This window comes from uncultured Sphingomonas sp. (assembly GCF_913778135.1).
Taxonomy (GTDB): Bacteria; Pseudomonadota; Alphaproteobacteria; order Sphingomonadales; family Sphingomonadaceae; genus Sphingomonas.
Genome location: NZ_CAJYVU010000004.1, coordinates 1 through 14605 on the forward strand (window position 1 = coordinate 1; position 14605 = coordinate 14605).

13 protein-coding genes and 1 tRNA gene are annotated in these 14605 nt (G+C 68.7%); 6 read left to right on the plus strand and 8 right to left on the minus strand.

What is annotated here, in order from left to right; all coding sequences use genetic code 11:
• Both QZ847_RS00235 and QZ847_RS00240 read left to right on the plus strand, forming a co-directional pair.
• Positions 1-4181, plus strand: a 4181-nt coding sequence (locus QZ847_RS00235; protein ID WP_294351987.1) for an NAD-glutamate dehydrogenase domain-containing protein, incomplete at its 5' end; no start/stop codon positions are given.
• A 118-nt stretch (positions 4182-4299) separates the two neighbouring features.
• Positions 4300-4375, plus strand: a tRNA-Ala gene (locus tag QZ847_RS00240).
• A 28-nt stretch (positions 4376-4403) separates the two neighbouring features.
• Here QZ847_RS00240 and QZ847_RS00245 read toward each other — a convergent pair.
• From QZ847_RS00245 to QZ847_RS00255, 3 genes are all read right to left on the minus strand, one after another.
• Positions 4404-4949, minus strand: coding sequence for a DUF924 family protein (locus tag QZ847_RS00245; RefSeq protein ID WP_294351989.1), 546 nt, complete (start codon positions 4947-4949; stop codon positions 4404-4406).
• Positions 4946-5131 carry a hypothetical protein gene (locus QZ847_RS00250; RefSeq protein ID WP_294351992.1) on the minus strand — a complete coding sequence of 62 codons (186 nt, stop codon included), beginning with the start codon at positions 5129-5131 and terminating at the stop codon, positions 4946-4948. Before QZ847_RS00250 ends, QZ847_RS00245 begins: the two co-directional genes overlap by 4 nt.
• A 203-nt stretch (positions 5132-5334) precedes the next feature.
• Positions 5335-5790: a MaoC family dehydratase gene (locus tag QZ847_RS00255; RefSeq protein WP_294351994.1), complete on the minus strand. Its 456-nt coding sequence runs from the start codon at positions 5788-5790 to the stop codon at positions 5335-5337.
• 211 nt (positions 5791-6001) lie between these two features.
• Between QZ847_RS00255 and QZ847_RS00260 the strand changes: the two genes are divergently transcribed.
• On the plus strand, positions 6002-7303 hold the full coding sequence (locus QZ847_RS00260; RefSeq protein WP_294351995.1) for a UDP-glucose/GDP-mannose dehydrogenase family protein: 1302 nt from the start codon (positions 6002-6004) through the stop codon (positions 7301-7303).
• A gap of 12 nt (positions 7304-7315) precedes the next feature.
• On the opposite strand, the gene QZ847_RS00265 is transcribed toward QZ847_RS00260, so the two are convergent.
• From QZ847_RS00265 to QZ847_RS00275, 3 genes are all read right to left on the minus strand, one after another.
• A complete protein-coding gene (locus tag QZ847_RS00265; protein ID WP_294192547.1) occupies positions 7316-7972 on the minus strand; it encodes a queuosine precursor transporter in 657 nt (218 codons plus the stop codon).
• 35 nt (positions 7973-8007) lie between these two features.
• Positions 8008-8346 (minus strand): hypothetical protein, encoded by a 339-nt coding sequence (locus QZ847_RS00270; protein WP_294351997.1) that lies wholly within the window; start codon positions 8344-8346, stop codon positions 8008-8010.
• A gap of 153 nt (positions 8347-8499) precedes the next feature.
• The gene (locus QZ847_RS00275) at positions 8500-8946 is read right to left on the minus strand and encodes a hypothetical protein (RefSeq protein WP_294352000.1); all 447 of its coding nucleotides are present in this window, start codon (positions 8944-8946) and stop codon (positions 8500-8502) included.
• A gap of 407 nt (positions 8947-9353) precedes the next feature.
• On the opposite strand from QZ847_RS00275, the gene QZ847_RS00280 reads away from it, so the two are divergent.
• The 3 genes from QZ847_RS00280 to aguB all read left to right on the plus strand — a co-directional run bounded on the left by QZ847_RS00280 (position 9354) and on the right by aguB (position 13608).
• Positions 9354-10697, plus strand: a complete 1344-nt coding sequence (locus QZ847_RS00280; RefSeq protein WP_019516425.1) for a nucleoside transporter C-terminal domain-containing protein — start codon at positions 9354-9356, stop codon at positions 10695-10697.
• 571 nt (positions 10698-11268) lie between these two features.
• Complete coding sequence (locus QZ847_RS00285) at positions 11269-12741, plus strand: glycosyltransferase (protein WP_294352003.1); 1473 nt, start codon at positions 11269-11271, stop codon at positions 12739-12741.
• A gap of 6 nt (positions 12742-12747) precedes the next feature.
• The gene (gene aguB / locus QZ847_RS00290; RefSeq protein WP_294352006.1) at positions 12748-13608 is read left to right on the plus strand and encodes an N-carbamoylputrescine amidase; all 861 of its coding nucleotides are present in this window, start codon (positions 12748-12750) and stop codon (positions 13606-13608) included.
• A 9-nt stretch (positions 13609-13617) separates the two neighbouring features.
• Here aguB and QZ847_RS00295 read toward each other — a convergent pair whose 3' ends face one another.
• Complete coding sequence (locus tag QZ847_RS00295) at positions 13618-13875, minus strand: hypothetical protein (protein ID WP_294192558.1); 258 nt, start codon at positions 13873-13875, stop codon at positions 13618-13620.
• A gap of 38 nt (positions 13876-13913) precedes the next feature.
• Positions 13914-14582: a uracil-DNA glycosylase gene (locus QZ847_RS00300; RefSeq protein WP_294352030.1), complete on the minus strand. Its 669-nt coding sequence runs from the start codon at positions 14580-14582 to the stop codon at positions 13914-13916.
• Between the last annotated feature and the right edge of the window lie 23 nt (positions 14583-14605).

Here is a 14605-nt window from a genome sequence, read left to right on the forward strand (position 1 = left end):
TCGCCAACGTCCGAGCGGCGACACGCGACTGGCGCACGATGCAGGCAGCGGTGGCGCACGACGCGGGCACGCTGGACGACACTGGCGGTGACGGTGAGGGTGCGAACCTGCTGCGCTGGTTCCTCGACCGGCATTTCACCCTCCTGGGTCACCAGCGCTGGAGCGCCACCGACGGTGCCGATCAGGCGAGCGCGCTGGGCATCATGCGGCTGGAGCAGCCGGTGCCGATCCTGGCCGAGCGTTCGCGGCACCTGGCGATCGAGTGGTTCCAGGCGGGTAACAAGGCGCCGCTGTTGCTGAAGTCGAGCCTGATTTCCCCCGTCCACCGCCGCGTGCCGCTCGATCTCGTCGTGGTGCCGGTAATGCAGGCCGGGCGCGTCACGGGGCTGTCGATCACCGCGGGACTCTGGACCTCGGCCGCGCTCAACGCGCCGCCGCGGAGTGTGCCGGTTTTGCGGCAGCGGCTGGCTGAGTTCGAGGCGAAGTTCGGGTTCGATCCCGCGGGGCACACCGGCAAGGCATTGATGCACGCGCTGGCGTCGCTGCCGCATGACCTCGTCACCGGGTTCGACAGCGCGTCGGTCGAGCAGCTGGCGCTGAGCGCGATGAGCATCGCCGATCGCCCGCGCCCGAAGCTGGTGCTGGTGCGATCGCCGCTCGGCCGGCACCTGTTCGCGTTCGTGTGGCTGCCGCGCGAGGACGCGACCACCGCGCGGCGCGCCGCGATCGGCGACATGCTGTCGGAGGCCGCGGGCGGTCGCGTCATCAACTGGGCGATCAGCCTGGAGGATCAGGTCGTCGCACTGCTGCGCTTCACGATCGACCTGCGCGAGGGCGGGCGGATGCCCGAGGTCGAGCCGCTCGACCAGCGGCTGGCGCGGATGGTGCGCGGCTGGGTGCCCGACGTCGAGGCGGCGCTGGTCGAGCGGATGCCGGCGACGCGCGCGGCGCGGCTCGCGCTGCGCTGGGCGGCGGCGTTCCCCGCCAATTACCGCAATTTGTCGAGCGCGGACGAGGCGGCCGAGGACATCGTGCGCCTGTCGCAGCTGGACGGCGAGGGCGACCGGCAGGTCCATTTGTATCCGACCGCAGCGGGCGAGGATCACCGGCTGAAAATCTACAAGCTGAACGGGGCGCTGGCGCTGTCGGATGCGGTGCCGGTGCTGGAGAATTTCGGCTTCCGCGTGGTGGGCGAACTGCCGACGCGGCTGCGCGAGGTCGACAATGCCTTCGTTCACGATTTCGTCGTCGAGGCGCCCGACGTGGCGTTCGACCACGAGCCGCAGGTGCTCGAAGCCGCGATCGCCGCGACACTGCGCGGGCAGGCGGAAAATGACGCGTTCAACAGCCTGGTCGTCTCCGCCGGGCTGACCCCGCGCGCGACCGTGCTGTTCCGCGCCTGGTACCGTTACCTGCGTCAGGCGGGGCTCACCTACACGATGTCGACCGTGGTCGACGCGCTGTCGCGCAACGCGGGGCTGGCGCAGACGCTGGTCGCGCGGTTCCACGCGCTGCACGACCCGTCGTTCGACGGTGACGCGAACGCGAGCGACGACGAGATCGTGCGCGCGCTGGACGCCGTGTCGGCGATCGACGACGATCGCATCCTGCGCAGTTTCCGCGCGGTAATCGACGCGACGCTGCGCACCAACGCGTTCATCCCCGCCGCCAATGAGGCACTGGCGTTCAAGCTCGACAGCGCACTGGTGCCCGGGCTGCCCAAGCCGCTGCCGTGGCGCGAGGTGTGGGTTTATTCCCCGCGCGTCGAGGGTATCCACCTGCGCGCGGGGCCTGTCGCGCGCGGTGGCCTGCGCTGGTCCGACCGCCGCGACGATTTCCGCACCGAGATCCTGGGGCTGATGAAGGCGCAGCGCGTCAAGAACGCGGTGATCGTACCCACGGGCGCGAAGGGTGGCTTCTACGCCAAGCAGTTGCCGTCGCCCGCGAACCGCGACGCGTGGCTGGCCGAAGGGACCGAGGCGTATCGCATCTTCATCCGCACGCTCCTGTCGATCACCGACAATATCGTCGGCACCGGCGTGGTGCACCCGGACGGCGTCGTGATCCGCGACGGCGAGGACCCGTATTTCGTCGTCGCTGCCGACAAGGGCACCGCGACGTTCAGCGACGTCGCCAATGCGCTGGCGCTGGAGCGTGACTTCTGGCTGGGCGACGCCTTCGCCAGCGGCGGCAGCGTCGGTTACGATCACAAGGCGATGGGCATCACCGCCAAGGGCGCGTGGGTGTCGGTGCAGCGCCACTTCGCCGAGCGCGGCGTCGACGTGCAGACGCAGCCGATCCGCGTCGTCGGATGCGGCGACATGTCGGGCGACGTGTTCGGCAACGGCATGCTGTTGTCGAAGGCGATCAAGCTGGTCGCGGCGTTCGACCACCGCCACATCTTCCTCGATCCCAATCCCGATCCCGAGACGAGCTGGAACGAGCGCGCGCGCATGTTCGCGCTGCCGCGCTCGTCGTGGGCCGACTATTCGGCGCCGGTGTCGGCGGGCGGCGGTGTCCACAGTCGCGCCGCCAAGTCGATTACGATCACTCCGCAAGTCGCGGCCGCGCTCGACATCCCGGTGGGCGAGATGGAGCCGTCGCTGCTGATCGCGGCGATCCTGAAGTCGCCGGTCGACCTGATCTGGTTCGGCGGCATCGGCACCTACGTGAAGGCGGCGGCGGAGAATAACGCCACGGTCGGCGATCCCGCTAACGATCGCCAGCGCGTCGATGCGGAGGAGTTGCGCGCGATTGCGATCGGCGAGGGTGCGAACCTTGGCGTGACGCAAGCGGCGCGTATCGCCTTTGCCGCGCGCGGCGGCCGGATTAACACCGACTTCATCGACAATTCGGCCGGCGTCGATTGCTCGGACAATGAGGTCAACATCAAGATCGCGTTGAACCGCGAGATGACCGAGGGGCGGCTGGCCTACGAGGATCGCAACGCGCTGCTCGCCAGCATGACCGACGATGTCGCGCATCTGGTGCTGGAGGACAATCGCCTGCAGACGCTGGCGCTGTCGATCGCCGAAGGGTCGGGCAACGAGGCCGCGCAGGCGGTGCCGAGCTACGTCCGCGTGATGGAGGTGTTCGAGGAGGCCGGGCGGCTCGACCGCAAGGTCGAGGGGCTCGCCTCCAACGTCGATTTTCTGCGCCGTGGCGTCGACGGGCGCGGGTTGACGCGGCCCGAGCTGGCGGTGCTGCTCGCGACCGCGAAGCTCGCGTTGCAGGACGCGATCGAGCATAGCGCGCTGGGGGCCGACCCGGCGATGCTGCCCGACCTGCACGCCGCTTTCCCGACCGCGATGCAGGAGCGGTTCGCGGCCGCGATCGACCAGCACCGGCTGCGCGGCGAGATCGTCGCGACCAAGCTCGCCAACCGGATCGTCAACCGCATCGGCGTGCTGCACCCGTTCGAGCTGGCGGAGGAGGAAGGCGCGGCACTGTCCGACATCGCGGCGATGTTCGTGGTGGCGGAGCGTCAGTTCGGCCTGGCCGAATTGTGGCGCGAGATCGAGCAGACCGCGATGCCCGAGGCGGCGCGCTACGCGTTGTTCGACGAGGTGGCGGTGGCGACCCGATCGCACGTCGCCGACCTGCTGCGTGTCGAGGCGCCGGGGACGATGCCATCGGCGGTGCTGGAGCGGCTGGGGCAGGGGATCGCGCGGCTCGACGCCGCGGCGCGCGACCTGCTGCTCGACGAGGCGCAGGCGCAGAGCCGGCGGATCGCCGCAACGCTGGAGGCGACCGGTGCGCCGGCCGATCTGGTCACGCGCGTGGTGCGGCTGTTCGAGCTCGACGGGGTCGTCGGCCTCGCTGATCTGGGTGGGCGATCCGGGATCGACGAGACGCGGATCGCGCGCGCGTTCACGCACCTGGGACAGGCGCTGGGGCTCGATTGGGCGCAGTCGACCGCGGCGCGGATCACGTCGAGCGATCCGTGGGAGCGGCTGCTGATCGCGGGGCTGGCGCGCGATTTTCAGCAGCTGCGGCTCGACTTCCTGGGACGGACCGCGAAGGGCGCGCCCGAGGAGGCGGTGGCGCGCTGGCTGGGCGAGAATGCGGGCCGTGTGGGTCAGTTCAAGGCGGTGGTCGACCGTGCGCGCCACGCGCCCGCGCCCAACGCGGCGATGCTGGCGCAGATCGCGGGACAGGCACGCGTACTGCTGGGGCGGTGACCGGTCGGGTCGGTCGTGCGGCGCGCGATCGACCCGTTCCAGCATCACGAAAGGCTGTTGCGCCGCGCGATCAACGTCGCTAGTGGCAGCGCTCGGCCGCGCTGCGGCCGGGCCGGGCGGGGCTGTAGCTCAGATGGGAGAGCGCTGCAATCGCACTGCAGAGGTCAGGGGTTCGATTCCCCTCAGCTCCACCACCCCGCCATTTTCCCCATCATCTTTCAGTTACCAACCGGCATCGGGTTGGCTGAGATATTCCTGTTCCTCGGGCGACGATGTGCGGCCGAGCGCGGCGTTGCGTGATGGGAAGCGGCCGTAGCGCGCCTGTACACCCTGGTGATCGCGCGCGAAGCTGAAGGCCTCCGCGTCGCCGAGTTGCTCGAACTTTTCGACCGACAGCGCCTGTAACTGGGCGTCCTCTGCGTGCATCAGCGGCATGTAGAGAAACTGGCGCTGTTCGGGCGTGTAGCGATCCTCCCACCCTTGCGCGATCGCTGCCAGCGTCAGGTCGCGTGCGAGGGGGTCGGCGGCGAACGCTTCCGCGTGCCCGCGGTGGATGTTGCGCGAGAATTGGTCGAGCAGGATGATCGCGGCGAGCAGCGCCTCGGGCGTATCGCGCCAGCCCGCGGCCTCGCTCGCCAGCACCGCGTCGCGCGTCGGGCCGAAGCGGGTCGCTATCGTCCGGTCGAGCGTGTCGTCCTTTGCGAAGCGCTGCTCGGGCGTGACTCGATCGAACCAGAAGTCGAGCACGTCGTGCGGGGTGACCGTCATCGCAGTAACGCCGCGACCGCGTCGAACAGGGTGACGCCCGCGAGCGGTCCGAAGATCAGCATGACGAGGTTGAATACCACGATGTTGCGCATCACCTGCGCCTGCCGGATCGTCAGCCGGCGCGTCGGCCGTTCGGGTTGCCACGGCGCGGGCGGGGGCCAGTCGCGATTGTCGACGAACATGCGCTTGTCCTTCCTCGCGCACTGAACCGTGCGCGTTCGATCAAACCTGCACCGGGCCGGAGCGATCACCCTGGCGGGCGGATCGATGGTTCCGGCACCGACAGTTGTTCCGCTACGCTGGCGGTGGGCATCGGGTTCCCCGCCTCGGCCCCACGCCGGATCGATGCGGCGGGCGCGCGGTAAACCCTCGCGCTCCTCTTCGTTCAGGCGTCCGCCGGGCGGCGCTTCATCATCGCGGCGCGGCGGCAGATCGCGACCTGCTCGCCGCGCTGGTTGGTCATGCGGTGCTCGAACTCGACGATGCCGACTGCGGGGTTCGACTTGCTCTCGCGGACCGCGACGACCTCGCTTGATGCCTGCAGCGTGTCGCCGTGGAACACGGGTTTGGGAAAGCGCGTGTCGCTCATGCCGAGATTGCCGACGGTGGTGCCGAGCGTCGTGTCCTGCACCGACATGCCGATCATCAGGCCGAGCGTGAAGAGGCTGTTGACGAGCGGTTTGCCCCACTCGCTCTTTTCCGCGAAGTCGAAGTCGATGTGGAGCGGCTGCGGGTTCATCGTCAGCAGGCTGAAGTTCATGTTGTCGTACTCGGTCACCGTGCGGCGCAGCGGGTGCGTGAAGGTCTGACCGACCGTGAACTCCTCGAACCACAATCCCATCGCGTTGCTCCTCGTACTGGCGTCGCTGCGCTCCTGCCCCGGCGCGGCGCGATGCGCCAGTGGGCTCCCGTCTTTACCGATCGTTGAGCCGGCGGCGTTAAGCGCGGGGGGATCGTCTCTGGCGCTTAGCCAGCCGCGAAGCTAAGCAGCCGCGCTGATCCGTCGCACGCCTGCGGCGGTGCGGCGTACAAACGGGGGTAACATCACCATCATGCGCGTCACCATGATCGGCTCGGGCTATGTCGGCCTCGTCTCGGGCGCCTGTTTCGCCGATTTCGGCCACGACGTGTGCTGCGTCGACAAGGACCAGGGCAAGATCGACAAGCTGCTGGCGGGCGTGATGCCGATCTACGAGCCGGGGCTCGAAGGGCTGGTCGCGCGCAACGTGGAGGCGGGGCGGCTGCGCTTCACCACCGATCTGGCGGCGGGGGTGAAGGACGCCGACGCGGTGTTCATCGCGGTCGGCACGCCGTCCAGGCGCGGCGACGGGCACGCCGATCTGTCGTACGTCCACGCGGCCGCCGAGGAGATCGGGCGCGCGCTGACCGGTTTCACCGTGATCGTCGACAAGTCCACCGTGCCGGTTGGTACCGGCGACGAGGTCGAGCGGATCATCCGTGAGGCGAACCCGGACGCCGACTTCGCGGTCGCCTCCAACCCCGAGTTCCTGCGCGAGGGTGCGGCGATCGACGACTTCAAGCGCCCCGACCGTATCGTCATCGGGTCGGACGATCCGCGCGCGCTCGCGGTGCTGCGCGATGTTTATCGCCCGCTCTACCTCAACAAGTCGCCGATCGTGGAGATGAGCAGGCGTGCGGCCGAGCTGACCAAATACGCCGGCAACGCGTTCCTCGCGACCAAGATCACCTTCATCAACGAGATCGCCGACCTGTGCGAGAAGGTCGGCGCGAACGTGCAGGATGTTGCGCGCGGCATCGGGCTCGACGGGCGGATCGGCGACAAGTTCCTGCACGCGGGGCCGGGCTATGGCGGGTCGTGCTTCCCCAAGGACACGCTCGCGCTGCTGAAGACCGCGCAGGACTACGAGGCGCCGCAGCGGATCGTCGAGGCGGTGGTCGCGGTCAACGACAACCGCAAGCGCGCGATGGGGCGCAAGGTGATCGCGGCGATGGGCGGCGACGTGCGCGGCAAGACGGTCGCGATCCTTGGCCTCACGTTCAAGCCCAACACCGACGACATGCGCGACTCACCCGCGATCGCGGTGATCCAGGCGTTGCAGGACGCTGGCGCGAGCGTGCGCGCGTTCGATCCCGAGGGTCACGAACAGGCGAAAAAGGTGCTGGAGAACGTCACCTATTGCGACGGCGCGTACCAGACGATGGAGGGTGCCGACGCTTTGGTCATCCTGACCGAGTGGAACGCGTTCCGCGCGCTCGACCTGCGCCGCGTCAAGTCGCTGCTGAACGCACCGGTGCTGGTCGACCTGCGCAACATCTACAATCGCGAGCAGGTCGAGGCCGCGGGGTTCAAATATACCGCAGTCGGGCGGTGAACGCCGGCGCGATCAGGCGTCGAGCCGGCGCCCGATCGCGACCGCAAGGTAGATGAGCGGCGGGACCAGCACCGCCGAGAGCACGACCTTAGAGATCATCTGTCCGGCGAGCAATTCGGCGATCGGGAACACGCCGCCGAACGCGATCGTCACGAACAGCAGCGTGTCGACGACCTGCGACAGCATGCTGGCGAGGCCCGCGCGCAGCCACAACAGGCTCGACCCCTCGCGGCCCTTCAGCCACGAGAAGATCGTGATGTTGAGCGTCTGCGAGATGCCGTAGGCGACGATCCCGCCGAGCCAGATCCGCCACGTCGAGCCGAGCACGAGCTGGATCGCATCGCGGTTGGCGGGCTGCATCTCGGGCGAGGCGGGGAGCGCGTGGACGATTCCCGACAAGAGGATCGAGACGAGCAGCGGCACGAAGCCGAAGATCACCAGCCGTCCCGCGATCGCGCGGCCGTGCAGTTCCGCCACCGCGCTGGAGGTGACGACGAGCAGCAGAAAGGCGAAGATGCCCGCCTCGACCGCTAGGGGACCGAGTGCCACCTGCTTGTTGCCGAGCACGCCCGCGATGCACGTCATCCCGCCGTAGAAGATCGAGAAAACGAACAGCGAGCGCGGGATCGCAGGGGCAGGGTGGGCGACGGGGGTCGGCGGGATCGGCATGGTCGACTGCTAGCGCGAAACGGCGGCGGGTCAATCTACGCCGTTGCAGGCTGTCCGGAGCGGCAGGTGGTGCGCGTGCCGGCGACGATGATCGTCGCGCGCTCGCCCGGCCGCACCGGCGTAATGACCTTTTTGCCCTTCCAGATGAACTTGAAGTTGAGCGGGCCGACGAGGTTGCACGTCGCGCCCTTGTCCTCGGGCATGCAGATGTCCTCCATGCGGCGATATTCCTCGGCCGTGGCAGGCTCGGCGGGCGTCACGCCGACACCGGTCGCGACCGTGCCGCCGAAGAGGAAGCGCTGACCGAAGTTGAGCGCGTTGACGGTCCACTCGGTCGGGCCCGGCGTTCGCGGCGAGGCGCGTGCAGAAGTCACCCTCCACGGCGGCGGGACTCGCCTGCGCGATCAGCAGTATCAGCGCAGCGCCCAAGGTGGCGCGCTTCCCCATCGTCATCACTGCTTGATCCCCCAAGTCGGGTGCATTGAGCACGAGCGCGACGCCTCGTGCAAGCAGGGGGCGCGTGCCCGCTACTGGCCTCGCGCCGCGCGCTCCATCGCGGGGCGATCGAAGGCGTGGTCGGCGTAGCGGCCGTCCTTCTCGACCCAGTGGAGGAAGAGGTGCGCCGACCAGCTGTTGGGATTGGCGTCGAGCCGGCCGTGACGGTGGTGCGTGCCCTGGTAGAGGACGCCGTCGCCCGGCTGCATCGCGACCGAGCCGTACGGTTCGGCGCCGAAATCCTCGGTGACCTCAGGGCGCGGCGTATCGGTCGGGGTGGTCTGCACGCTGAGCGCCCAAGGGCGGTCGTCGCCGTAGGCGATCGTCAGTGACACGCTGTGCTCGCACGCCGGGCGGTCGTGGTGGATGCGGCAGACGTCGCCGTGCTGATAGGCGCGGAAATAGGCGTAGGTCGGCAGCAGCTCGGCCCCGACCTCGGCCGCGATCCGCGGGGTCAGGCCCCACAGGAACCCGAGCAACGGGGTGATAGGCGTAGACCTCGAGCGCGGGGCGCTTGAGCAGCGGTCCCTGCGCGGCGAAGCTGCTGAGCGGGCGCCCTTGCGCCTTCAGGTCGGCCTGCATCCGCGCGTAGAGCGCGAGCAGCACCTCGCGCGGGAAGAGCGCGGGCAGGTGGGCGTATCCTTGCTTGCGATAGTCCTCGTTCGCCACTTGCCCGCCCTCTCGACACTTTTCGCCCGCCGCTCCCTTACCGTCGTGGCAGCGTGCGGGCAAAGGTGTGCGGTCGGCCCAGGCACCGTCATCGACAATGGTTTTGTCGGCGCTTTTGTCGATTGGGCCAAGCATGTATGGCACCGCCTCGGCCGGCGTGTATGATGCGGGCTGGCGCGGGGGGCCGCGTTCCACTCACCAACGACGCGGAAGTTTCATGCAGCGTATCCTCATCGGCCTTGCCGGCGTCGCCGTGATCCTGGGGATCGCGCTGCTGCTGTCCACCGACCGCCGCGCGATCCGGTTGCGCGTGGTCGGATCGGCCTTCGCATTGCAGGCTGCGATCGCGGTCATCGTGCTGTATTGGTCGCCGGGACGCGCCGCGCTCGCCGGCGCGTCGGGCGGGGTCGCGGCGCTGCTCGGCTACGCGCACGCGGGGGTCGAATTCCTGTTCGGTCCGCTCGCCAAGCCCGAGATCGGCGGCACCAGCTTCGCGATCGCGGCGCTGCCGGTGATCATCTTCTTCGCAGCACTCGTCTCGATCCTGTACCATCTGGGGATCATGCAGCTGGTGGTGCGCTGGCTGGGCGGCGCGATCGAGAAGGTCATCGGCGTCAGCAAGGTCGAGAGCCTATGCGCGGCCGCCAACATCTTCGTCGGGCAGAGCGAATCGCCGTTGGTGATCCGGCCGTACCTGGCCGGGCTCACCCCGCCGCAGGTGTTCACGGTGATGACGAGCGGGATGGCGGGCGTCGCTGGGACGATCCTGGCGGCCTATGCGTCGATGGGGATAAGCATCGACTATCTGCTGGCGGCGAGTTTCATGGCGGCGCCGGGTGGCATCCTGATGGCGAAGATCATCATGCCCGATCGACTGGCTCCGCGTGCGGGCGAATTGCCGCTCGACGACCCGAACGATCCGCTGAGCATCGAGGGAAGGCAGATCGCGATTGCGGAAGGGCGATTGGACGCGCGCGGTCCCGCGGTGCTGCCGTCGGAGACGCCGGGCGAGCCGCTGCCGGACGCAACGCACGACGAGGAGAAGCCCGCCAACCTCATCATGGCGGCGGCGCAGGGTGCGCAGACCGGCGTCAAGCTGGCGGTTGCAGTGGGTGCGATGGTGCTGGCGTTCGTCGCGCTGGTGGCGCTCGCCAACGGTATCCTGGGGGGACTTGGCAATCTGGTCGGCCTGCCGGGGCTGAGCTTCCAGGGGCTGCTGGGCAAGGTCTTCCAGCCGGTCATGTTCCTGCTCAACGTGCCGTGGGGGGAGGCGGGGATCGCGGGCGGGCTGTTCGGCGAGAAGATCGTGCTGAACGAGTTCGTCGCCTATATCGACCTTGGCAAGCAGGCGGCGCAGCTGTCGCCGCGCACGGTCGCGGTGATCACCTTTGCGCTGTGCGGGTTCGCGAACTTCTCCTCGATCGCGATCCAGATGGCGGTGACCGGTGGCCTTGCCCCCAACCAGCGGCCGACGATCGCCAAGCTCGGCCTGCGCGCGCTGCTGGCCGGGAGCCTCGCCAATCTGATGAGCGCGGCGCTGGCGGGATTGTTGATCGGTTAGCGGATGGGGCAAGTGACCCTGCGTGCGCTGCGATGGCCGCATCCCGCCGTGGCAGTCGTTCTATGCGGAATGCTGATGGTTTGGCCGATGCTGCTTCCCGTCTTCCTTCGCGTTTTTGCGCCTGAGATGCCTGCGCTCCGTGGAGACGATCTATGGGCGCTCTACTTGTTCGCTGTTCCTCTGTTTGCGACCTGGGTGTGCCTGGTGGTCGTGCCGTTTGTTCGACCGCGTCGGCTCATCCTGAACGAACGGGGCGTCACGCTGGACACGCTGTGGCGGCGGCAACACTGGGCGTGGAATGCTGTCGCAGGCATATGGCCGCTTGGAGGGTACAAATGTTTTCTCGATGTTGTGCCCGATCATGGTAAACCGAAACGCGTTTTCCTTGGGCCGTACTGGCCCGGTGGATCAGTGGGAATGGCGCGGCAGTTGACGAGGTATCGGACGCTATTTCTTAGCTGAAGTTCGTAGAAACCGTCCTGTCCTGATCTTTGAAAATCGGCGGCTTAACCACGGCGTGCACAAATAAGGGACAGATTGGCTCGGATACGCCGGTCTGGGCGGTTGCGCGGTGGGGCCCGACGCGTTTCCCTCAGGTGCGATGACGATCGAACGGATCACAGGTGCCGGCGTGGCAGCGCTGCTGCTGATGCTGGCGGCGTACGGCGTGCTGAGTGCGCCGGGGCTGGCGGCGCACTGGCACGCGGGCGTGTCGGTTGATCTGGCCGGCATGGCGCTGTTCGCGGCATGGCTGGCGTTCGCGGGCTGGGCGGTCACGCGACTGCCGCGCACGACGGATCCGCGCGCGTGGGGCGTGTTCGCGGCGGGTGCGACCGCGTTGCGCATCGCGGCGGCGGTGCTGAGCGACGGGCGCGTCTCGCCGGGCGATCCGCACTGGTATCTGGTGCTCGCGCAAGGCTTGCTCGACGGACAGGGGCTGGGGCTGGTCGAGCCGTATATGGGGACGCGTGCGGTGGCGCTGTTCCCGCCGCTGTATCCGCTGCTGCTGGCGGGCTGGGGCGCGGTGTTCGGGCTGTCGACCGCGGCGCTGCTGATATTGTCGAGCCTGCTCGATCTCGCATCGGCGGGGGTAATCGTGCTGCTGGCGCGAAGGCTTGGTGCGGCACGTGCAGGCGTGGCGGCGGCGTGCCTGTTTCTCGTCTGGCCCTCGCAGCTGCTCGACGCGCCGCTGGCGCAGAAGGAGAGCCTGGCGACGCTGCTGGTGCTGCTGCTGGCGTATGGCTGGACGGTGACGACGGGGCGGGTGCGCGAGGTGGTGCTGATCGGCGCCGGATCGGCCGCGCTCGCGCTGACGCAGCCGGGCGAGGCATTGCTGAGCCCGCTGTTCGCGCTGTTGCAATGGCGGCGGCTGGGAGCGCCACGGTTGGTGCGGATCGGGGCGGCGGCGGGGGGCGTCGCGATACTGGCGATGCTGCCGTGGTGGTGGCGCAATGACGCGCTGCTCCACGCGTTCGTGCCGCTGACGAGCGCGGGCGGGTACAGCCTGTGGATCGGCAACAATCCGGCGGCGACGGGCAGTTGGATGCCGCCGCCGCGTGCGCTTCACGGATTGCCCGAGCTTGCCTTTTCGCACGCGGCAGGTGGACTCGCGATCGACTGGATCGCGGCGCATCCGCTTGAGGCGGTGCGGCTGACGCTCGCCAAGTTCGTGCGCGCGGCGGCAATCGGGCAAGCGGGACTGACGCGGCTGGCGGCGATGCGGCCGGGGCTCGCGCCGCAGACGGGCGCGCTGCTGCTGCCGGTGCTGCACGGATCGTACGTGCTGCTGCTGGCGCTGGCGGGTGCGGCGACGATGCGGCTGCGCGGGTGCGGGGTGAGCGGGCGCGCCGCGGTCGGGCTGGTCGCGATGTGCTTCGTGCAACTGCTGCTGCTGGGCGCGCCGTTCGAGTTCGGCGAGCGGCACCGCGCATTCGTGGCGCCGCTCCTGCTGCTCGCGGTCGCGCTGGCACGCGAGCGGGGTGGTGTGCGCGTATCGATGCGGCGGGCAATGCCTTTGCGCGGCGGAGCACGAGCGACTATCTGACGCGGCATGACCGAGATCACCGTTGCCGCGCTCCAGCTGTCCTTTTCCGCCGACATCGACGCCAATATCGCCAAGGTGTCGCAAGGGGTGCGCGAGGCGCATGCGCGCGGCGCGCAGGTGATCCTGCCGCCCGAATTGTTCGAGGGCGAGTATTTCTGTCGCGTCGAGGACGAGGGTCTGTTCGCCAACGCCGCGCCGGTCGGTGAGCACAAGGCGGTGCTGGCGATGCAGGCGCTGGCCGAGGCGTTGAAGGTCACGATCCCGACGAGCTTCTTCGAGGCGGACGGGCCGCATTATTACAACTCGCTCGCGATGATTGGCCCCGACGGCGAGGTGCAGGGCGTGTACCGCAAGAGCCACATTCCCGACGGGCCGGGATACGAGGAGAAGTTCTATTTCCGCCCCGGCAACACCGGGTTCAAGGTGTGGCCCGCGCCGCCGAGCGCACCGGGGTGGAAGCTGGGTGTCGGGGTGTGCTGGGATCAATGGTACCCCGAAACCGCGCGCGCGATGATGCTGATGGGGGCGGAGCTGCTGTTCTACCCGACCGCAATCGGCAGCGAGCCGCATGACACCAGCCTCGACACCGCGCGGCTGTGGCGGCGCGCGATGGTGGGGCATGCGGTGTCGAACGTCGTGCCGGTGATCGCGGCCAACCGTGTCGGGGTCGAGCACGGCCAGACGTTCTACGGCACGAGTTTCATCACCGACGAGCGCGGCGATATCCTGGCCGAGCTTGATCGTGAAGAGGAAGGCGTGATTACCGCGACGCTCGACCTCCAACGGATCAAGCGTCACCGCGCGGCATTCGGGTTCTTCCGCGATCGTCGGCCCGAATTGTACGGCCGGCTGGTCGCCGACGTCTGAGGCGTCGGCCTAGCGCTGCCGCGCGCCGATGTCCTCGCGCACCTTGACCGGGCGCGAGCAGCCGTTCTCGCTGCGCAGCACGGTCAGCACCGCGTCGGCGTTCGGTTCCTGCGCGAGCGGGTGGATCGTGCCGCGGCGCGTGGACGCGACGAGGCGCGCGTGCTTGTCCTGACAGACGGGCTTCGCCTGGGGGGTGGCGGGCTGCGCGTCGGGTGTCTTGGCGGGCGCGGCACCGGCGGCCAGCGCGGCGAGGGGGAGAAGCGACATGATCGGGCCTCTTTCGTCGAGTGAGTGCGGCTAGCCTATCACGCCTGCGCCGCGTCACGAAGTTCGACCGCACGGGCAAACACCGCCTCGAACATTTCCGTCGTCAGCCGCCCGGTGTTCTGGTTGTAGCGCGAGCAATGGTAGCTATCGAGCAGGATGCGCCCGTCGGGCATGACGTGTTCGGCGAGATGCCCGAACTTCGCCTTGGGTAGCCGCCCGCCGAGCATCTTGACCGCGGACTGGTGCGCAATCTGTCCCAGCGCCACGAACACGCGGGCGTTGGGGAGGTCGGCCGCCTGCGCCTCAAGGAAGGTGCGGCAGGTGCGGATTTCCTCGGGCGTCGGCTTGTTCGCGGGCGGCAGGCATTTGACCGCGTTGATGATGACCGCGCCGTTCAGCTGCAGCGTGTCGTCGGCGCGCGCCTCGAACTGGCCGGAGGCGAGGCCGTATTTGCCGAGCGTGTCGTACAGGAGTTGCCCTGCGTAATCGCCGGTGAAGGGGCGCCCGGTGCGATTGGCGCCGTGCTTGCCCGGCGCCAGGCCGATGATCGCGAGCCAGGCGTTCGGATCGCCGAACGCGTTGACGGGCGCGTTCCACCAGTCGGGATATTCGGCGCGCAACTCATCGCGAAAGGCGACGAGGCGCGGGCAGCGCGGGCAGTCGCGCGGCGGCTCGGTTTCGGGAAGCGGGGAGGGTGCGAAATACATGCGGGTGCGATAGGCGCAGTGCC

Coding starts and splice junctions, on each gene's coding strand:
- QZ847_RS00245 (WP_294351989.1), bottom strand. CDS start 4,949: ATGACGGTCACCCCGCACGACGTGCTCGACTTCTGGTTCGATCGAGTC.
- QZ847_RS00260 (WP_294351995.1), top strand. CDS start 6,002: ATGCGCGTCACCATGATCGGCTCGGGCTATGTCGGCCTCGTCTCGGGC.
- QZ847_RS00295 (WP_294192558.1), bottom strand. CDS start 13,875: ATGTCGCTTCTCCCCCTCGCCGCGCTGGCCGCCGGTGCCGCGCCCGCC.
- aguB (WP_294352006.1), top strand. CDS start 12,748: ATGACCGAGATCACCGTTGCCGCGCTCCAGCTGTCCTTTTCCGCCGAC.
- QZ847_RS00250 (WP_294351992.1), bottom strand. CDS start 5,131: ATGTTCGTCGACAATCGCGACTGGCCCCCGCCCGCGCCGTGGCAACCC.
- QZ847_RS00300 (WP_294352030.1), bottom strand. CDS start 14,582: ATGTATTTCGCACCCTCCCCGCTTCCCGAAACCGAGCCGCCGCGCGAC.
- QZ847_RS00265 (WP_294192547.1), bottom strand. CDS start 7,972: ATGCCGATCCCGCCGACCCCCGTCGCCCACCCTGCCCCTGCGATCCCG.
- QZ847_RS00255 (WP_294351994.1), bottom strand. CDS start 5,790: ATGGGATTGTGGTTCGAGGAGTTCACGGTCGGTCAGACCTTCACGCAC.
- QZ847_RS00280 (WP_019516425.1), top strand. CDS start 9,354: ATGCAGCGTATCCTCATCGGCCTTGCCGGCGTCGCCGTGATCCTGGGG.